We start from the raw sequence: 21,135 nt of genomic DNA on the forward strand, positions 1-21,135 counted from the left end.
TTTAATCAAAGCTTCTATAGACAATTACTGTTGAATTACCAAAATGAAGATTATTAAATATATATCCCTTGTTTTCTTATTTTTTGCCTTTTCAGGATCTGGCTTTTCTAATAATGGAACGCTACGATTCCATAAATTGAACACGGTAGATGGTTTGAATTCTAATGTGGTTTATGCATTATTTCAAGACTCTCATGGATTTATATGGATGGGCACCAAAGAAGGAATTAACCGATATGATGGTTATAGCATCCGTTCTTTCTCGTTACCTTTTGAGTCTTATAAAAATATTGCACATCAAAGAATCAATTCTATTTGTGAAGATCAGTTGGGCTATATTTGGCTAGGGACACCCAATGGTATCATCCAAATGGATGCCTTTTCCGGGAAAATGATCCATTATTCTTTGCCATATGAAACCAAAGCTTCTCAATCTCAATATGTCAATTCGATTGTTATATCTAATCAAAATGAAATTTGGGTAGGGACAAGAAATGGCTTGTACCTTTTTAATCAGGAAAATAAAGAATTTAATCAATACGAACATTTCCCTTTTAGTAGCAAATCAATTAATTACTCAAAAGGGGAGCGGGTAATTAATGACCTTTGTTTTGATTCTCAGCAAAATTTATGGATTGCAACGGCGGGTAATGGTTTGACAGTTTTGGATATATCTCTTAAAAAAAAGCGAGTTTTTAAACGATTAAAGGGGCAGAATATAAGTTCGATCAGTTCTAATTATATTGAATCTATTTATAAAGATAGTAGAGGAACTATGTGGTTGGCAACGTCAAACGGCTTAGGTTATTACAATCCTGAAGAAGAAAGTTTCTCGACTTATTGTCATTCTGATAAGATTTCTTATTCTATATTGGATAATAGCGTAACGACGATTGCTGAAGATTTGGATGGACAACTTTGGATTGGAAGCAAAAAAGGACTTGATCGCTTTGATAGAATAAGTGGTGAGTTTTATCATTACCAAAATCATCCTTTGCGTCCCGAAAGTATCTCTAGCAATACAATTTTGTCTTTATTGGCTGATCGATCAGGGAATTTTTGGGTTGGAAGTATGCAGGGGATCAATTATTTTTATACTAAAAATTTACTGTTTGATCTTTATCAGAATATCCCCGATAATAAGAATTCTTTGGTAGATAATACTCTAAGAACTCTTGTTGCTCATCCATCAGGGAAAATTTGGATTGGGAGTCTTAAAGACGGGATTAATAGTTTTGATCCGAAAACACAGAATTTTTTATCCTATCGGATGGAATATGGAACCGAACGATGGAAGAGACACAATGCTATTCGTACTGCATATGTTGATAGGGAGAATAAACTTTTTTTTGGTACCGATGGGGGAGTCCTGCTTTATAATCGTGTGAAAAATTGTTTTGAAAACTTCGATGCACAAGGGAAAATAATTTTCAAGAAGGGTGTTTTTGAAATTATGCAAGACAGCCATGGTTATTATTGGTTTGCTGAAATTGATAAAGGACTTTGGAGATGGCATCCGTCTAAGGGTGAAACTCAGCTTTACAAAAAAGACTCTGTCAGTGGACTGATTAGTACTAATCTAAAAGTGATGCACCAAACTTCTGATGGAGATATTTGGGTTGGAACCCATATGAAAGGCTTATGCAAATTGCCATATGGACAAACTAAATTTATAAGTTATAAGCATTCTGAAAAATCTAGAAGCTTAAGTAATAATAGTGTGTATGCGATTTTCGAAGATTCTAAAAAGAACTTGTGGATAGGGACTGGCAGTGGCTTAAATAAATACAATAAGCTTAATGAGTCATTTGATATTATAGGAGTCAAAGAAGGTCTTGCAGGTAAAGTGGTTCTTAGCATTCAGGAAGATAGCTTAGGACGATTGTGGCTAGGGACTAATAAGGGCTTATCTTGTTTTGATGTAGAAAAACAGCAAGTCGCTAATTTTTATCAGGAAGATGGTTTGCAAGGGAATATCTTTGAATATAAGGTGGCTTGTAAACACTTTGGTGGACAATTGTATTTTGGAGGCAATAATGGACTGAATGCCTTTAATCCTATGGATTTTAAAATGAACACTTATCTACCCAATTTGCAGTTTATTCAAGTCTCTTCTTCTAGAGGGATCGTAAATATAAGTCGTGATTTGTCAGTTTATGATAATGATATTGAGAAGATTAGGATTGATGATTCGGAACGAAATGTTAGTGTTGAACTGACTTCGGATTCTTATGTAGAAGCATATAAAAATACGTATGTATATAGAATATTACCACAAGATTCAACTTGGAAGCCTTTAGACTTATCAAAGCATAAAATAGAACTACCTGCACTAGAGGTTGGAGATCATTCTTTAGCGGTCAAGGTTTCGAATAATCATATGAAGTGGAGTCCTAAAGTTAAAGTTCTACAGATTGAGGTGAGTCGAGATTGGAGTAAAAATAGTGGACTATTGTATGGGCTTCTCATTTCATCCGTTTTGATACTGATTGTTTGGCTAAGGAAGTCACGATTTAGAATGATCCAAACGAAAAAGTACAATACACAACAGCAAGATAAAAAAACGATAAAGAACATTTCTCGTGTGAAAGTTTCAGCTAAAGATGTATCAGAATGGGCTGAGTCCACAAAACAGCTTATGGATTTTATGAGAGAGACATTGCTTTATAGAGATAAGCGCCTTACAAAAGGACAGTTAGCTGTTCAGATTGGATGGACTGAAGTCTATTTATCCAGCACTCTTCGTGAAGGTTTAGAGAGCAATTTCAACGATTTTATAAACTCATTTAGAGTTGAAGATGTCAAGGAGAGGTTAAAAGACCCGCGAAGTAGAGACTTCACTTTGATTGCAATAGCAGAGGAATGTGGCTTTAATTCTAAAACCTCATTTTATAGAACTTTTAAAAAGTTTACTGATTTGACACCTAGTGAGTATCTAGAACAAATAGATCCAGAAGCTTAAATTAAAACCTTTCCCAGTTTGCCTATAAATATTGAAAGCATAAGTTTCAAATAGTGAGTTTGGAACTTATGTTTTGTATTATCGGAGTGTGATTCGTGATTTACTCCTTCAATTCAAAAATATGGTAGTTGTCATAAAAACCTCTGGCTGGAACCATTAGACGTATTGCTGTTTGTCCTGCACCCAGAGGGGCGTCGTTCTCGATATCTTTATATTGAAAGACCAGTTTATCATCAATTCTGAACTCTATTTGATCCTTCCACTTGATCACTTTCATATGATGCTTGCCAATTAGGTCTTTAATGCTGTAGTCTTCTCCCTTTATCACCAAACGACGTCCCGGGCATTTTCGCAAGTTAGCCGTACCACGTTTGGGTGCCAAAAATGAAATGCGGTAATTGTAAATATCGCCTTTGGTGTACTGGGCCGCTAGTCCACAACGTGGTTTTAACGCAGGATCGAAAACATCTTCACCTTTTGTTCCTGTGGCTGAAAACATGATCATGTGTAAAGGATAGGGAATGGGGCTTTGAAAATCAAATTCTATCACGTAGTTTTCAGGTGTAATTGTATTGTTCCAGAACACGAGGTGACCACCACGAAATGTTTTACCTTTTTTATAGATTGGATACAATTCTGGTTCGGCTTTCCTAGCCAAATCATCCACATAATATTGATACCATTTTTTAGTTCCTTCTTCAAATACCAGTTTACCTTTTTTCATTCTGTGATTTACCTTCTTGTGGTAGTGCGAATAAAGTTCCAAACGACCTTTTTTAATTCTGGCTATGCCAGGTCCTTCCATCACCCAATCATCCAATGATGTCTTGTTTTCGAAATCGCATTGGTAAACCAATTGTTTCTGTTTGCCTATTTCGAGGGATTCCTGAGTCCATGCGGTGAATGTCATTAGGCATATATACATAAGCAGTAGGTGTTTTTTCATGCTTTTATGTCAAAGGTGATCTGAAAAAAGGAGTTGATATATGAATAACCAGCTCCTTTTAGTTCATTTATTTAAAATGGCAGTCGAAAATTATCTTTAGTTTCCTTCATCCATTCATTAAGATATTTCCGGTGTCTTCTTAGCTGTTTCTGATATCCCGACTTGTAGGCAAGGTTGTGCATTTCACCCTTATCATTGACCATATCAAACAATTGTTCTTGGAGATCACCTTTGTCATACACCATATATTTAAAGTTTTCGGTCCTGACACATCGTCCTTTTATATCAAATGTTTTTTTTGACTGACAAAATTCAGTTTCAATCACCGTATATTTCCTCCAAGAGTTATCTTCTCTGCCTAAAGCCAAATCCATAAAGGATGCCCCTTTCATATAGACAGGAACTGCAATACCAGCAATATCACACATACTTGGAATCAAGTCAATTCCAGAAGAAACAACTTCTTTATTATTCACTGATCCTCCTTGGGTATGACCTTTCCAACTCACCATTAATGGGACACGTGCTGATTCTTCGTAAAGCACTTGCTTTTGATTCCATCTATGTGCACCATGTCCATCTCCATGATCTGAAGTAAAGATGATAATGGTATTTTCTTCCTGTCCTGATTCTTTCAAAGCATCCAATACCTTCTGGATTCGTGCATCAACAATCTCTATTAATCGGAAGTAAGCCCATCGGTATTGTCGCCACTTATCTTTATTCCATTGAGACGTTGGATAAGTTGATGGGGTATAGGTTTGCATTAGACGAAGTATGTCTGGCTCTAATTCCGGGATTTCAAAGTTTTCAGGTAGATCTGGGCAATCCTTTGGAGCAGGAGGATCTCCAAGGTGATCGTTTAGCATTTCGTCACCACGTGCCCATTGGCAAATATCATGGGGATTCACGAAAGAACTCACAAGCATAAAGGGCTTCTCTCTCTCTTTCATCATAAAGTCACGACAGGCACCATCTACAAGGGCATCAATTCTATTGTCCTTGGCGTATTTGATGTATTCGAATCCATGTGTATTGATATCTTCAGGCAAGGCAGGTAAGTGCCATTTTCCAACGTACCCAGTATCATATCCAGCCTCAGCCATAATCTTACCCATATAAGGATATTGCTTGGTGTCCCACTGGGCTTTCATGTTATTGATGGGTACATTAATTTCGTGTGGATACATACCCGTAAACATCGACGAACGCGAAGGGACGCACAATGGAGTAGGGCAATAGCCCTTTTCGAATTTCATCCCATTCGATGCGATATAATCCATTGCCGGTGTTTTTAAATCTTTATTACCGGTATTGCTCATCGCGTCAGCAAACTGCTGATCAGTCATGATGAATAATATATTTGGGCGCGTGCCTATTAATTCTGGTTTTAGGCTAAAGATGCTTTCCTGTCCCCAAAGCAATTTCGATGCAGCTATCCCCGTTAGGGTTAGACTGCTGTTTTTTAGGAATTTTCTTCTGTCCATATTATTTCTAATATTAGAATGAGAAAAGAAAAGGGGATATTATCGAGTCCCTACTCTTGAGCTCACAGTTATTTTAGACTCCTGCCATAGGATAGGAGTTAAGTTGAGTTTCCGACTTTAATTATAAATAGCTAATAAAAGGGTCATTGGTTCTGATTAGAATTTCACGAAGCTTTTCTGTCAAGTCTTGCTCCAATTCTGAATTCGCACCATAAATATTCTTTGTTTGATAAGGATCATTCTTATCATCGTATAAGAAATTATGCTTTTTACCCTTGTTATCATAGGCTATTACGTATGTATGCGTATGTGTTTTAACCCCACGACGTTTTTCTGTATCATCTTCAGGTTTTGCAAAGAAGTATAGAGCAGCTTCAGGACGGTCAACTTTTTCATCTCTGAAAATACCTGAATAGTCTTTACCTTCTACTTCTTCAGGAATTTGCTTATTTAATCCCATCAAACCTAAAAGGGTTGGCATTACATCTGGCACACTTAAAAGAAGATCATCGCTTCCTGCTTTGATTTTTTCTGGCCAACGGATAATGAAAGGAATGTCGAAAGCCTCACTGAACCATACGTTTTTGTGCATCATCCCCTGGCTTCCTAACATCTCACCATGGTCTGATGTGAAAATTACAATTGTGTTTTTGTCCAGACCTTGTTCTTTTAAAGTCTGTAGTACTTTTCCGATTTGCAGATCAACCCCTTCGCACATGGCAAAGTAATCGGTAGATTGATCAATACGATCGTCTACCCACATGTCGCCAAAACCATGCTGACCCATTTCTGTGTTGTTACTAAACTGAACATTAGCTCGATTTAGGACATCTTTCTCCGTTTTGCCTTCGAAACGCTCTTTGTATTTTTCAGGAACTAGATTGAAAGGGTGGTGAGGTGGATTGATACCCCAGAATAATGCGAATGGTTTCTCATCATCACGGAATTTATCGCCTACATTCTCTAAATATTTTTGTACAACTTCAGCTTCATGTTCAGGCGACCACTGCTCGAAGTATTTAGCTTCATCTTCCTTGGCCTCGTTAATCCAGTAGTGTGGTGTTAGGTGGTTGTCATCGGCTCCGTAAGAATACCAAAAATCGAATCCATGACGGTATTTGCCTGGCTTGCAAAAAGAGTCCCATACTTTGCCCTTGCCATCTTCAGGAGGTTCTGGTCCATCCAAATGCCATTTGCCTACATAGCCTGCATTGTAATTGTTTTGTGAAAGCACATCAGAGAAACAGACATCATCAGGATTTAGAAAGTTGCCATGTGGTGTTCTGCCTGAGTGGCAGTTTGAGAGGACTCCGTTTGATAGAGGGTATTTTCCTGTAAGCAACATACCACGGTAAGGACTACAGAGAGGATGATTACTCACTGCATGGGTAAAAACCACTCCCTCTTTTGATAGTGCATCGATATTTGGTGTGTTCACTGGATCTTGTTTCATAAAACCCATGGCCTGTTTACGGTACTGGTCTGGAAAAATATACAGTAGATTCGGGCGTTTCCCATTTTTCATACAAGACGTAAGAAAACCCTGTGGAATCAAAGTCATTCCAGCAGTAACAGCTGCTGAGCTTTTTAAGAAATTTCTTCGGGATATATTATTTTTAGTCATTTACGGTCGTTTATAATTCCGCGATTTATCGGAGTGTTAGTTGTCGGCTTTGAGCTCCTTAGAATTCATAGCCGACAAACAATAATAAGTTATTAATTACTGTGCTATTAATTCCACTTCTCTACTTAGTCCGTGTTGACATTTGAATTCGAGTATGGTTTCATTTTCATTATTGCTGATCAGCTTGCAATACGCATTGGCCTCTAGGGTCCACTCGCCCTTTAAGCTCACCCAAATAGTAGATTCTTTACTTTCGTTAGCTGTCCAGTCTCTCGAATACACACTTCGTTCTTTACGCTTGCCATTTTCCATCACGACGTCTGCTTCTCCTTCATAAAGGTGAAGATCAGGATCGCAAAGACTCATTATTTTCGAATGCTCTTTATCTTTTATCATGACTAATGCAGGTGCACTTACCGAATTAAGTCCCGATAATTTAACATCAGCATTTGCTTCAAACAGTGCGAAAGCGCTCGTTTTAGTGGCATGATCTCTTACAATATGAGCCTTACTATCTTTTTGTAAAACGGTATAAGCCGCTTTTTTCTTTTTGCTCATTTGCTTAGCAAACTGTACCAGTTCATTGTGATTGCTCTGAACAAGGATCGCATACTCATAGTCTGCTCCATGAGGCGCTTTACCGTGCTTGATAACTGCCGCCGCAAAGTTACCTTGGTTTGGCGTTTCCTTTTTCTGATCCTTTGAATGCTGTAATTGTTTGCCCACTTCAACAGTATAGGCTGCTGGAATGTAGAAACTGTTACCTACATTATCAGTAAGCAGAGTCGCTTTTTTGCCTTGGCTTGCTTTATAAAAAGGGAATTGAATAATTTCATCCTTGTTGAAACTAATACTTTCTGATGCCTCATTCAAGTAATTTTGAAAAAGAGTCGTTTCAGTTTCGTAATCAGAATTTGTATTTTCAATATCGCTACCTAAACAGATGATTCTGTTGTCGAAAAAGAAAACAGATTTGCTTGCACGATGTGAACCATTGTATTTGTCGTGTTCATGCAATTTCATAGCCCAGGCTCCATTTTTTCCTTCAAGGGATATGGCTCCTGCAAAGGCCTCATCTGAAATCAGCATTTCTTCGTACCCTGTTACCAGATCAACATTCAAAATATTCGCTCTAAGTTTTTCGATAGGCAGATGAATGGCGGTTGTTCCAGCAAAACGCCCCCAATCCCATCCGTTTACATTAAATCCTGAAGTGAACACGCTTGGTTTCTCAACTCCTGAAATGATTTGAAGCTGCCCATGTTTCATATAACGACCGTAGTAGTTCGCTCCAATATAATGTTCGGCAGCCCAAAGGTAACGACTGTGTCCTTGTGCTGTAGCTGACCAGTTAGCTCTTCGGTGGATGCCCAAAGCAGCATAATTCATAGTCCAGTTTCCATTGGGATCAGTTTCTGCTTTATAGCCTTGTTTTTGTAATTTATTTACAGCTCCGGTTGTTTTCTTGCCTTCCATTAATCTTAGGTAAGCTGCTGCCATTTCTGCATCAACATTGTCTTTTCCATCAGGCGTTCCCGATAGAGCCATAAACATGTAATGTTGAGCAGATAGTTTTCCTTTTCCATTAGGGTGACGGCCTGACATAGAAGTTGGCCAGGTTTCCTTATTGCAAAATAGGCGTGTTTTTAATAAGGATTCCTTTAGGATTTGATGTCCTTCTTCTGAAATATGAAAAGGTGTTCTGCTGAAAAAGTACAGCATTTTTGTAGCTCCATCATAACCACCATTGGCATAGGCAGGGTAGTTGTTTGCATGATGAAAGACACTTCCATCTACTTTGAAACTGTCTTTAACTCCAGGAGCATAGGCTAATCCATTGTCAAGCCATTTAACGTAGGCTTTTAAATATCTGGCTTTTTCAGGTGAATCTTCCAACATCAGAATACTTGCTAAACGTCCCATAACAGAGGTGTTAAAAGCATCAATACTCATGCCTTTTTCATGAATAGGTGCAAAAACTTCTTTTACTCCTGAGTACCATTCCATGGCTTTTTGAGCTTGATCAGCTCGCTTTGTTCGGATTAATGATTCACGCATTAGAAAGTAAGCCGCGTAGTAAGTTCTCATGCTGTAACCTAGATGATGTAAGGTTCCGTTTGCACTTCCTTCGGCCCATCCTTGATCGATCAAATGATCGGACATATTGAAAAATAGCTCCTCTAATTCCGTTTTGTAATCAGCATTATCAGTTTGATTGTATGCTGAAGCAATTTCGTGCATCAGTTTTGTGTAAGCTGCTAATCCTTTGCCCTTTTTATCGAAGTAGTCCTTGAAATTTTTAGTGTAAGGCTTGTATATTTCTGAGAAACGACAAAACCACATCACTTTTCCAGAGACCTGGTCATCCTGACGTGCAATTTCATACTTGTTGTAAGCATTTTTTAATTTGATAAGTAGGTTCTCATTAACCTTTTGCTTTTTAATAACCTCTTTGCTGTATCTTTTATTGATGGTTTGAATACCCTTTATTTGTTTTTGACTTAAAGCTTCCAGTTTTTCACTTGGTTTGTTTAAGCTCGATTTGTAAAGAATAAGCCAGTGGTTTTTTGTATTAGCATTCACGAAAGGAACCTGATAATCTGGAGTGTTCCATCTGCTGTCAGCAGGAGTACACAGCATAATATGGTCGAAGAAAAGTGTTCCAGTATTCGTTACTGGAGATAGAATTTTCATTTTATTCATTGTTGTCTCAGGCTGTCCCTGCATATCGCGTTCAAAAGCGACCCAGGCTGCTCTCCAACCTTTAAAATTGATTCCAAATTCGAATTCACAGTTTACTTGATTATCCGTTAAGAATTGAAATTTGATTTTCTCGTCCTTTGGTGTTTCATTATATACCCAAACGCAAAATGTAGGGATTGATTTGTCTTCGGCATTGGGATCAAAGGGCTTGAAATTGATATTTTGGTCAATGATCAATTCCGAATTTTGGTCATAGTTCCATTGCAGACTTTGCTTGCCATGTTTGTAATGCGCCGTACTTGTTGATATGCTTGATGGGGAAGGAGTAGACCAATTTTGATTGATTGAATCTTCAAAGGAAATAATGGCTGGATTGATAAAATCCTGAGCCGATACTTTATTGAAGAACACTATCAAAAAGATCAGTATTGATTTGAAAGGCTGTTGCATTTTCATGTTGGGTTGTTTTAAATCGATTGCAATAAAATAATTATTGTTGAAACTTTAGGATCTTTATTATTCACAAAGGTGCCAGATTATAAATATGGGAGTGCTAAGCGCTTATATTGCTGACAGGTTTATAATATTGCCTTTATAAACCTGCCAGACTTGTTTCACTATTGCTCCAGTTTTCTCTTACGCACAAGAGCTTCTAAAAAGTAGTAGTCGGCATAGTTCAATGGGACATCAATTTCAGCACCATGTGGTATACTTCCTGCAGAATGCATCAAAAGGAAATTGTTATTTTCTCCCAACTTAGCTCGATAAGCATCCGATGATAAATTTTCTACAATCTGGTCAGCAAGAGCTTTGTATTTTTCTGATTTTTCAGGACAATAGGTACTCATTTCATATAGAGCTGAAGCTATAACTGCAGCCGCTGATGCATCACGTGGTGTATTAGGAATTTTAGGGCAATCAAAATCCCAGTATGGGACCAAATCTTTAGGCATTCTTGTATGCTCGAAAAGATATGCTGCAATATCTTCAGCTTTATTCATGAATTTTGCATCTTTAGTTTCGCGGTAGCAAAGTGTATACCCATACATAGCCCAGCCCTGACCTCTCGACCAGGCCGACTCATCAGCATAACCTTGAGCAGTCACTTTATTTCGAACCTGGCCTGTAATGGTATCATAGTCGATAACGTGATAGCAAGAGTGATCTGGTCGGAAATGATGAGCCAATGTTGTTTCGGCATGCTTAATAGCTATATCTCTGAAATTGTTATCACCACTAAGTTTACTCGCTTCGAAAAGCAATTCCAGATTCATCATATTATCGATAATAACCGGGCATTGCCAGCCACGTTTCGCTTGCCAGCCACGTTGAATATTCCACGATTGGATGGCTCCAATGTTTGGTCGAAAGCGAGTACTTAATGATTTGGCTGCTTGAATAATAACTTTCTTGTATATAGGGTTTTTTGTCAGTTTGTATCCATTACCATAGCTACAATATACCATAAAGCCAACATCATGATGCCAAGTTAAGTATTGGACTGTATCCAGTGTTTCAGTTATTTTCTTAGCTTCAGTTTTCCATTTGTTATCACCTGTTAGCTCATAAAGATACCAAAGCGATCCCGGGAAGAATCCACTAGTCCATAATTCTGGAGTGTTGTATCTGGTACTTCCATCTTTTTCAATTGTTCTGGGATTAAGGATTACGCCTTTGGCATTCATCATATCAATTTCGCGCCCTATTTGTTGACTTGCGAATTCGATATTAGCTTCAATACTGCCTTTTGAACTTGTTTTAGGATTTCTGCATGAGAATAAGCTAATCATACATGCCGAAACAAGTGTTAATTTAAAAAAATGATTCATTTTTGATATTGATTATTTAAAGTTTTAAAGTTGATTCAATTGATTTTCCTCTGTTGATTCCACTAGGAAAGTTGATTATGCAAGTTTTTGATTTATCTTTTTTAGTGAGCTTTATCTCAGTTTTATCTTGCTTGTGCAATGGATCTGATACAGTCATTTTCCAGTTGTTATCAACTTTCTTTAAGTGAATAATTGAAGGTTGAGCTACTGATAGCTTTAAGTTATTAGCCAACTCAATTTCTCCAGATTTATAGAAAACGATCATAAAAGACTCTGTATCATATCGAACAGCTTGAGCCATCTCATTGTTTTGAATGATAATTGGCAGTTTTTTTAAGCTGTTTTGTAAAGTTTTGAGATCAATACCCGGAATAACCATATAAGCATAATCTGCATCAACGAGTTCTGATCCATGAGAAAGAGATATTTGAAATATTGAAGTGCTTTCAATTTGGTTTTTCTTGCTGGAGTATCGACCATCAAGATCAGACCAGTTACCATTTCTTTTATCAGCAAATAGCTTTACAATACCTGTTTTATTACCTGGAAAGATGATATAGCCTGTATTTTCATGATAAACCCAGGAAAGCTGCTTAACTTTTTTAAATTCAAGATTTTTATACTTTTCAGTTTTGATTTTTCCTTTTTTCCCATTGATATGGAAATGAATATCACCTTTTCGTTCGGTTTGATTTATTGTTGTCCAAACATCGAAAGTATCAGCTTGATTCTTATTAATTCCATTACCAAGAGCCAGCATCTTATTGTCAAAAGTGAAATAGGCTTTGTTTGCCTTTAGGTTCACATATTCACTTTTACGATTGTATTTAAAAGCTGCAATACCTTGCTTGCCTGTGGATAAACCGCCAGTGTATTGATTGAGGCTCTTACTTTCACGTCCCCAAGGACTAAGTGGAAGTTTCCCTGTTTTCTGAATAGCAGTAATGCCAGGCCAAGCTCTCCAGTTCCATCCGATTCTGGCTTTGTCGTATTCTTTCCCAGAACTATAAATAATGGTAGATCCATCGCCACTTAAAAAGTTGTTTTTACCATGTGCTCTTTCACTCTCAGAAGTTTCGCAGCCTGTAGTGCGGTTCGAAAGCATTTTGATGGCAAAATATGCATTATTAGTACTGTGGATTAATAGATCAGTATTCCAGAAATATTTCGTAGAGTCTATGTGTGCAAGTTGCTTGTCTTGATGTCTTTTTAGAAGATCTTTTAATGCTGCTCTTTTAGAACTATCTATCTGTCCTTCTTCCATAAGTTTTAATACATCCTTTCGAATAGCACCATTATCAAGAGGAGTTTGTTTAAGAGCGTTATGTCGACCTGCAATATTCAGAGCACCATGATTTTTGTAGAAATACCATTGGATGCCATCTAAATAATAGTCAGCAAGAGTGTTCCACTCTTCCTGTGTTAGCTCCCAATTGCTCTTGTTTGTAACTTTAGCATAAGTTAAAACGTGGTTGATCCAATGAACTCCATAGCCAATCCAGTAGTTCTGTGCTCCACCTGCATTGTGTTGTATCCATGAGCCATCAGGAGTGAATCCAGTTGGTAAATCATTTGTTGTGTTCAGAACTCGGGGAAATTGTTCCTTCACGATTTGATGTACCCAGTCCATTTCTTTGGGATCTCCCGAACAGGAGGCGATAGCCGTCATCGCCCATAAGCGGTATCCCATATTCCCTCCGCGGTTATGGCCTTCAGCTTTGTCGAATTTTTCGGAACTTTTACCGTTATACCAACACCAATGACTAAATTCTCTTATACTTTCAATAAGTTTATCGATTTGTTTTTCCTTAGCAGCAGATAACAGTCGATCATTCATCATATCCTCATATATAACAAGCTCAATAGCAGCCACAGCCCTGAGTGTTTCAAATGGAATGGATGGGAATTGGTATTTTGGACGATTATCCAGCCAATACTGCAAGGCTTTGTAAATAGCCATTCTTAGTTCTACTTTATTGGAATGGGCATCTTTATGGTAATCAATTGCCCACTGCATTATTCTACCAGTAATTTGCTTTTTATCTGGTTTTTGGTCAGAAAAACTACCATTCTCCAAAAGAAGAGAAAGCGCTTCTTCAGTACTCATCTTTTCCCAGCGAGTGGAAAGGTTTTTTCCTTCAAGATTTTTTCTGATTTCATTGAGTTTACTACTATTTGACGTCTGTGAAAAGACGCTTGTCGAAATCAGAAGGCTCCAAACGAATAAGCTGCATATTTTAATGCTTTGTTTTATGTCCATATCAGATATTTTGATGTGATTTATTATCGTTTCTATACTTAGTCTTTATTTAAAATTAAGAATTGCAAGTCGTAGGTATTAGTCTTTAGTTAATTATGGGACGTTTTTCTTGTTGGTAAGTTTAATGGTTCAGTATATCAATTGTTTATGTTTTCTGTTTTAAGGTGTCAAATTCTTTATTTACACGAATTAGGATTGGGTTTGATAGGTTGATTTTGTACGGATAATTCAGGTATGACTTTTGGGAAGACCTAGAGTACTGCAGACTTGTTTCTTTCGTTTTACGTCTGTAATTGCATATTCTAGATTTAGAATGATGATTTTAGAGTGTTTTCAGTGTCTATTGGGGGTGATGTTTAAAATCGTTCGGATGATATTGTAAGTGTGTCTAATGCTCAGTTTATTAGGCGTTTATGTTTTGCTTGGTTGTGAGGAGGTTCCGAAATGTTTTTTTGGGACAGTAAGAGTTTGTTGAGCAATACTCTTTCAGGTATCTTGAAATCGTTTTCGAAGAGGAGTACTTTGAAAATGATAAGATGATTATAAATAAAACAAACAGAATGAAATATTTTTTATCGCTTATTAGTTTGGTGGTTTTGCTACAATCTTGTTTTCAAAACAAAAAGTATGAAGCTGATTTCATTAAGAAGACATTACTATATCAAGACGATTTTAGTTCGAATAATTCAGATGATTGGATTACCGAATTGCAAGCCGAATCAGGGAATAGGGTCGGTGTAAATAAGGGTGCTTTAGAGATTGATGTGCCTAAGGGAGTAACCGTTTGGTTTAAACATAAACTATGCGGTGATATCTTGATTGAATATCAAGCAACAGTTATAGATAGTGGTGGGACTAATGATAGAGTGAGTGATTTAAATTGTTTCTGGATGGCTAGTGATCCACGAAATGCAGATGATTTGTTTGATTCGCCAAGAAAAGCCTCAGGTAAGTTTCAGGATTACGATACTTTACGTTTGTATTATGTAGGCATGGGAGGACACAACAATACTAAGACAAGATTTCGGAGGTATAATGGAAAAGGAGAGAAGCCCCTTCTTCCTGAACATGATTTAGAAGGTAAAACAGAGCTAATTTCCCCAAATAAATCCTGTCAAATTCAATTGGTAGCTATGGGGAGCCAAGTGCAGTTCTTCAGAGATGGGGAATTGGTTTATGATTTTATTGATGAATCACCTTATACCCAAGGTTGGTTTGGAATAAGAACAATTGAGAATCATATGAAAATTGATGATTTTAAGGTTTATCGTATTGAAAAAAAACAGATTAAATAGAATGGTTTACAAAGAATATGATTATTAAAGAACAAGCAATAGTATATGAAGATATGATAAAGAAAAATATGCAAAAGCGGTTAGGTGATATCATCTTACTAGTTATTTTATTGATGCTATTCACTGAGAAAGTGATTAGTGTTACGATTTAAATTAATGCAAAAGCGATCAGAATTGTATAATAGAGAGTAAAAACTGAAACTATGATTACAATTGAATTAAAATATAAAATAAATTAGAAAAAGAAGCCCAGGTGTGCTGGAGCTTCTACTTAATTTTATTATCCTAATATTAAATTATAATGCGTCAAATTTCACTTATTTTTTTCTTGAAACTTTGTTTATTTAGCTTGGGAGTTCAAGCGCAATATATTGGTTTGGAAACAGAAGTTCCTAATACTTGGAGTACAAATAATGGTGCGAATTTAAGTATGAGCACTGAACATTATAAATTAGGAAGTGAGTCGCTAAAATGGGACTGGACACAAGGATCTAGCCTGACTGTCATGAATCCACCTAATATGCAAACTGCCTTGAATACATATAAAGGTGGTTTAATGTTATGGATTTACAATGAGACACCTCTGGATAAAAAAATATCTTTTCAGTTTGGAAAAGGAGATTCCATGGAGTATGAATTTGATTATGGTATCAACTTTAAGGGGTGGAGAGCTTGTTGGATACGATTCGATGAGGATATGAGTGGTCCAAAATCGCGAAAAGATCTGGATTATATGAAGGTGAAAGCTCCTACAGATGTGGTTTCAGGAAGTCTTTTTTTTGATCGTATGATGTTTCCATCCGAACGTATTCACGACCGTGTTACGCCAGATAAACAACTGCCTTTGATTAATCCTGAAATGAATGATAATCATTGGGCTGCGCTTTGGCATTGGTTTGATACCTACAATCATGATATATTACTAGAGTCTACAGTAAGTTTTGAAGAACAAAAAGCTTTTGATTCAATAGAAGCTGATATGATAAAAGCATATCAGGGGAGTTCTCCTTCAAGTAGTAAAATCGCATCGACTAAAAGTGCATTTCAGTCATTTCAAATTCATCGAATTGGAGAGCATATAACAGGTCGCCCTTATGTGAGTGATGATGAATATGTGAATAGTTTGAATGATGTTAAGATGATTCAGATTGGGCCTGTATTGGAAGATTTGGCTCAAATTTGGCATCATCATAAGGATGCGGAGGCTAGACAAATGTTTTATGATTTGTTGGACTATGTGATAGATCAGGGCTTGGATGTGGGAAGTGGCATGGGAACCAATCACCATTACGGTTATAATTTCCGTGAGTTCCCTCCTGCTATTTTCTTGATGAAAGGTGTATTGAAAGAAGATGGAAAGTTAGACGAGGCCGTAGCTATGATTAAATACTGGACAGGTGTGCAGGAGTACAGAGTTGTGCCAGAAGTTGGAACTCTACAGGGTTTAATGGACAGTTGGAACACTACTGTAATTCCTCGTCTTATAGCAATAATGACTATGGATGATACACCTGAAAAAGCCAGAGAATTGAAGGCTATTAAACGTTGGATGGACATCTCTTTGAAAGTTGTACCTGGTAGCATGGGAGGAATTAAAGAAGATGGTACAGGATTTCATCATGGAGGATTGTATCCGGCATACAGCAAAGGTGGCTATACAGGAATTGGAAGCTTTCTAAGATTTGTAAATGGAACTTGTTTTGCCCTTTCGGATGAAGCCAGAATCAATTTTGGAAAAGCCTTACTGACTATGCGAAATTACTCTAATCATTTGGACTGGGGGTTTGGAATTTGTGGGCGTCATCCTCTTTCTGGATCTATAAGCAGTGGAACGATAAATGCTTTTGCTTATTTAGCTAAATCTGGTAATCCGTATACAAAAGCTGAAGTATGGAACGAAATGGCAGCTTCGTATATGCGACTTGAATCATCTAATACGACATTCAAACAAGAGTTTTCTTCTTTGGGGCTTACAGCTGAAGCTGTACCTGAAGGAAATTACACTTACAATTATGGCGCATTGGGTATTCATCGTAGAGATAAGTGGATGGTGAGTGTTAAGGGGTACAATAAGCATGTTTGGGGATCGGAGATATATACTAAGGATAACAGATATGGTCGATATCAGAGCTATGGAACAGTTCAAGTGATTGGATCAGGAGATAAGGTTAATGCTGTGGAAAGTGGATTTGTTGAAAATGGTTGGGATTGGAACAGATATCCAGGAGCGACCAGTATCCATTTACCTTTAGATTTATTGGAGAGTCCTTTATCTGGAACTTTAATGGAAAAATCAGAAGAAGGTTTTGCGGGGGCTTCAAATCTTAATGGAGAGAATGGGATTTTTGGTATGAAGCTCAGAGAGAAAAGCAGAACGAACTTTACTTATGATCATCAGGCTAATAAATCAGTATTCTGTTTCGAAAATCGAATTATTTGTTTGGGTTCAGATATATCAAATTCAAATTCTCAATATAAGACAGAAACAAGTTTGTTTCAAGTAAACTTACAAAAGCAATCTGATGCGACTTATGTAGATGGAGGAAATGCTGTAACGGGTTTCCCTGTGCAGCAGAGTCTAGACTCAGAAAAAAGTCATTGGTTACTTGACCCTGTAGGTAATGCTTTTTGGATAAAAGAAGGTGCTGAAGTGAATCTTTCTCGTTCAACACAAGATTCTCGTCATAATAAAACAAAAGCCAACACGCAAGGTGATTTTGCTGCAGCCTGGATTAATCATGGAACTTCTCCTTCGAATTCGACTTATGAATATGTGGTCTTGCCAAATTCAACGGCACAGTCTATTCAGGATTTCTCTGATAGAATGAAGAGTCAGGAAACTGCAGCTTATAAAGTATTAAAGCATGATGAAAATGCTCATATTGTGTGGGATCGTGAAACCAATACTACTGGCTACGTGTTTTTTGAACAGAACACAAATTCAACTGATGAGTTTGTTAAACAAGTAACAGCTCCAAGTTTGGTAATGATTAAATCATCGACAGATAAGAGCGAACTGAATTTAAGTTTGTGTGATCCTGATCTTCATTTTCCTGAAGTTGCTTATACCTCTGCAAAGCCAAGTCAAGAATCTGTAATTGTTCTGACATTAAAAGGAAATTGGGAAATTGTTGGTCAAGATTCTGAGGGTGAAATTATTTCAACAGCTAATCAGCAAACACAGATTCAGTTCAAATTGAAAGATGGTATTCCTAGGCATTTAAAATTGAAAAAGAAAGATGAAGTATCGGATAATGTTCCTCCAATTATTTATCAAATAAATGTAGATGATATTAGAGATAACTCAGCATCAATCGAAATAGGAAGTAATGAGAGTGGCGTTTTATTTTGGTATCTAAACTCAGTAAGTAGTGCAATGCCCTTTGCCGCTGATGTTATAAATGGATCTGGAGCAATTGTATGTGGGCAAGTGGATTGTACTGAAAATGAACTATGGACAGGAGACCTGAATAATCTACAAAGAGGAGAGACTTACATTTTGTATGCTGTTGCAAAAGATTTATCAGATAATATCTCTGATGTATACTCGTCTGCTGGCTTTAGTACTTTAGTGACAGGCTTACCTGATATAAATGATAATGTTTATATACATGGTAGCGACGGAAAGGTTATTTTAAGATCGACAAAAATACCACCTGCTGATACTAGAGTTCAAGTATACGACCTAATGGGTCGAATTGTGGCTTCATCTCCTTATAAAGATTCAACAGAATTATATTTGGATGTTCCAAATAAAACAGGGGTATATATTGTCAGATTACAAATGAATGGGCAAAGTGCTTCGAAAAAACTGGTAATTAGAGAATGAGTCAATACAATTTTGATTTGCAAAAAGAAAGCATCTGTTGAATATTCAGCAGATGCTTTTTTTATAGTTATAAATATGGCTGATCTTTGCTTTCCTTGTTGTCTGAATAATTGTTTGGTGAAAAGTCATTTAAACTAGAATAGGAGGATACAAGTAAGTCTTGACAAACATTTGTATTTAATTGTCCCCAAAATAATAATCGGCAATTGTTTGGGATGAATAGCTTGCTCGATGTTTTGAATTGTATAATAATGGAGAAAATGTGAATGATATTAGACATTCTACTTTGCGCTTATTCAGATATTTGAGTTTTTCATACTAATACTAATTCAAAATTCTGAATACAGTGAATATATCTAAATCTATCCATGCAATTTGGCCTGTCATGCTAGGGGCTTGCTCAACAGGAACACCCAATCAGGAAGTACATGTAAATGATACAAAGAAGCCAAATGTTATTGTTGTTATTACCGATGATCAGGGTTATGGGCAATTGAATTTTGATTCGAATTCGTATAATCAGGAGCAACTTAATAATACAACTGTGACCAAAAGGTACAGGACTTCGGTTGAGGAGGCTTATAAGGCAGCTCAAACGGCTATGCCCAATACAGCGAAGTTAGCCAACGAAGGTGTTAAATTCACCAATGCTTTTGTTGCCTCTACAACTTGTGCTCCTTCTCGTGCGGCATTACTTACTGGAAAATACACACAACGTTTTGGTATTTATAACAACTACGATGCAGAAGCTGGCGTAAAACCAGAAGAGAAATTCTTATCAGAAACATTTCAGGAGAATGGTTATAAAACGGCTATGATTGGAAAGTGGCACTTAGGGGAGCTAACCATTGATTCTCTTGTAGATAAAACCAGAGACTATCATCGGGATTGCATTTATGGTTGTGTGAAAGACCAACATCCATTAAATAAAGGATTCGATTTTTATTTCGGATTTAATTATCACGGCAGTAACTATTATAATGCTACCAGTCTGTTTAGAGATTACGATCATGTAAAATCACAGGGCTATATTACCGATGAATTTACTGATGAGGCTTTGACTTATATTGAGAAAAATAAGGAGAATTCATTTTTTATGTATTTATCGTATAATGCACCTCATATTCCTTTAGAAGAAAGAGCTCCGAGAAAATATCAGCGCTTTAATACGGGCAATCCTGAAGTTGATAATTATTACGCCACACTAGCCGCAGTTGATGATGGTATAGGTAAGATTGTAAGTAAACTTGCAGAATTAAAGTTGGATGATAACACCATAATACTATTTGTTAGTGATAATGGTGCAGTGGTCGATTCTCCTTTACCATTGAATGGCGCTTTTAAAGGGAATAAAGGCCTGATGTTTCAAGGTGGCGTTCATGTGCCTATGTTTGCCTGGTATCCGTCAAAATATAAAAAAGGACTTGTTGTTACGGATAATGTTTCAGCTATGGACTTGTTGCCTACTGCTATGATAGAGGCAGGTATTGATTTACCAGCGAACCTTGATGGCATTGATTTGGGAGCAATCGTAAAAGGTAAAAAAAGTTTATCAAATGATAGACAATTATTTTGGGCTGGAACACAAGCTTATCACTGGAGTGATATTAATTTAGGTTTTTGGAATGACTATACAGCTTTTGTACAGGGAAGTAAGGTCAAAGATCAATTCCCTATGAGTAAGTATAAAGAGAATGTTTCTGATCCTGCAGGAACCGTTTTAGAAGGCGACTATATGATGCATTATTATCCTGTAGGGGATTTTTACGAATTATATAATATTAAACAGGATCCTGGAGAGTCTAAGAATTTAGCCTTAGATTTCCCCGCTAAAGTGAAAAGTATGAAATCTGCTTTTGATAAATGGATTTTAACTATGGAAAAACCTATCGAGTGGAAAAAGGAAACTTGGATGAAATTATTACCGGTATCATAAAAAATTGTAGACTATTCAGGAAAGAGAAATTTGTTCTTTTGAGCTTGGAAAAAGATGCCACTTGGAACTTCTTTTAATAATTGTCATCGTAACTTTGAAGCATATCTGATATTCAAAGCGGTCTTGTTCCGTGTAGAGGTGAAGTCAAATAATTGGACAAGCCAGCAAATGCAGATGCAAGAATAGGTAGAAGCTCAACAAAGTTGGGTAACTTATAATACATTCAACTATTTTATAATATAAGAGGGCGTTAGCACCTTGTGC

General features: G+C 36.9%; 10 protein-coding genes. 4 read left to right on the forward strand and 6 right to left on the reverse strand.

Features of this window, described 5'->3' with window-relative positions; translation table 11 throughout:
• The first annotated feature begins 43 nt into the window (after positions 1–43).
• Positions 44–2,962, forward strand: coding sequence for a ligand-binding sensor domain-containing protein (locus DWB61_RS12045; protein WP_125031154.1), 2,919 nt, complete (start codon positions 44–46; stop codon positions 2,960–2,962).
• 100 nt (positions 2,963–3,062) lie between these two features.
• Here DWB61_RS12045 and DWB61_RS12050 read toward each other — a convergent pair whose 3' ends face one another.
• The 6 genes from DWB61_RS12050 to DWB61_RS12075 form a co-directional block, all read right to left on the reverse strand.
• Positions 3,063–3,908, reverse strand: a complete 846-nt coding sequence (locus tag DWB61_RS12050) for a DUF1961 family protein (protein WP_125031155.1) — start codon at positions 3,906–3,908, stop codon at positions 3,063–3,065.
• A gap of 71 nt (positions 3,909–3,979) precedes the next feature.
• Positions 3,980–5,395 carry a sulfatase family protein gene (locus DWB61_RS12055; RefSeq protein ID WP_125031156.1) on the reverse strand — a complete coding sequence of 472 codons (1,416 nt, stop codon included), beginning with the start codon at positions 5,393–5,395 and terminating at the stop codon, positions 3,980–3,982.
• 121 nt (positions 5,396–5,516) lie between these two features.
• A complete protein-coding gene (locus DWB61_RS12060; protein ID WP_125031157.1) occupies positions 5,517–7,019 on the reverse strand; it encodes a sulfatase-like hydrolase/transferase in 1,503 nt (500 codons plus the stop codon).
• 96 nt (positions 7,020–7,115) lie between these two features.
• Positions 7,116–10,178, reverse strand: coding sequence for a chondroitinase family polysaccharide lyase (locus DWB61_RS12065; protein WP_125031158.1), 3,063 nt, complete (start codon positions 10,176–10,178; stop codon positions 7,116–7,118).
• Between the two features lie 161 nt (positions 10,179–10,339).
• Positions 10,340–11,551 (reverse strand): glycoside hydrolase family 88 protein, encoded by a 1,212-nt coding sequence (locus DWB61_RS12070; RefSeq protein ID WP_197091192.1) that lies wholly within the window; start codon positions 11,549–11,551, stop codon positions 10,340–10,342.
• A 16-nt stretch (positions 11,552–11,567) separates the two neighbouring features.
• The gene (locus DWB61_RS12075; RefSeq protein WP_125031159.1) at positions 11,568–13,811 is read right to left on the reverse strand and encodes a polysaccharide lyase family 8 super-sandwich domain-containing protein; all 2,244 of its coding nucleotides are present in this window, start codon (positions 13,809–13,811) and stop codon (positions 11,568–11,570) included.
• A gap of 560 nt (positions 13,812–14,371) precedes the next feature.
• Here DWB61_RS12075 and DWB61_RS12080 point away from each other — a divergent pair.
• From DWB61_RS12080 to DWB61_RS12090, 3 genes are all read left to right on the forward strand, one after another.
• Positions 14,372–15,106 carry a DUF6250 domain-containing protein gene (locus DWB61_RS12080; protein ID WP_125031160.1) on the forward strand — a complete coding sequence of 245 codons (735 nt, stop codon included), beginning with the start codon at positions 14,372–14,374 and terminating at the stop codon, positions 15,104–15,106.
• 301 nt (positions 15,107–15,407) lie between these two features.
• Positions 15,408–18,935 (forward strand): chondroitinase family polysaccharide lyase, encoded by a 3,528-nt coding sequence (locus tag DWB61_RS12085; protein WP_125031161.1) that lies wholly within the window; start codon positions 15,408–15,410, stop codon positions 18,933–18,935.
• Positions 18,936–19,281: 346 nt separating this feature from the next.
• A complete protein-coding gene (locus DWB61_RS12090; protein WP_125031162.1) occupies positions 19,282–20,871 on the forward strand; it encodes a sulfatase-like hydrolase/transferase in 1,590 nt (529 codons plus the stop codon).
• Positions 20,872–21,135 lie beyond the last annotated feature (264 nt).

Origin of the sequence: Ancylomarina euxina, assembly GCF_003863355.1 — a bacterium.
Classification (GTDB): Bacteria; Bacteroidota; Bacteroidia; order Bacteroidales; family Marinifilaceae; genus Ancylomarina; species Ancylomarina euxinus.

Excerpts from the sequence above, each read along its gene's own strand:
- DWB61_RS12075 (WP_125031159.1), bottom strand. The coding sequence starts at position 13,811 with ATGGACATAAAACAAAGCATTAAAATATGCAGCTTATTCGTTTGGAGC.
- DWB61_RS12085 (WP_125031161.1), top strand. The coding sequence starts at position 15,408 with ATGCGTCAAATTTCACTTATTTTTTTCTTGAAACTTTGTTTATTTAGC.
- DWB61_RS12045 (WP_125031154.1), top strand. The coding sequence starts at position 44 with ATGAAGATTATTAAATATATATCCCTTGTTTTCTTATTTTTTGCCTTT.
- DWB61_RS12055 (WP_125031156.1), bottom strand. The coding sequence starts at position 5,395 with ATGGACAGAAGAAAATTCCTAAAAAACAGCAGTCTAACCCTAACGGGG.
- DWB61_RS12065 (WP_125031158.1), bottom strand. The coding sequence starts at position 10,178 with ATGAAAATGCAACAGCCTTTCAAATCAATACTGATCTTTTTGATAGTG.
- DWB61_RS12060 (WP_125031157.1), bottom strand. The coding sequence starts at position 7,019 with ATGACTAAAAATAATATATCCCGAAGAAATTTCTTAAAAAGCTCAGCA.
- DWB61_RS12080 (WP_125031160.1), top strand. The coding sequence starts at position 14,372 with ATGAAATATTTTTTATCGCTTATTAGTTTGGTGGTTTTGCTACAATCT.
- DWB61_RS12050 (WP_125031155.1), bottom strand. The coding sequence starts at position 3,908 with ATGAAAAAACACCTACTGCTTATGTATATATGCCTAATGACATTCACC.
- DWB61_RS12070 (WP_197091192.1), bottom strand. The coding sequence starts at position 11,551 with ATGAATCATTTTTTTAAATTAACACTTGTTTCGGCATGTATGATTAGC.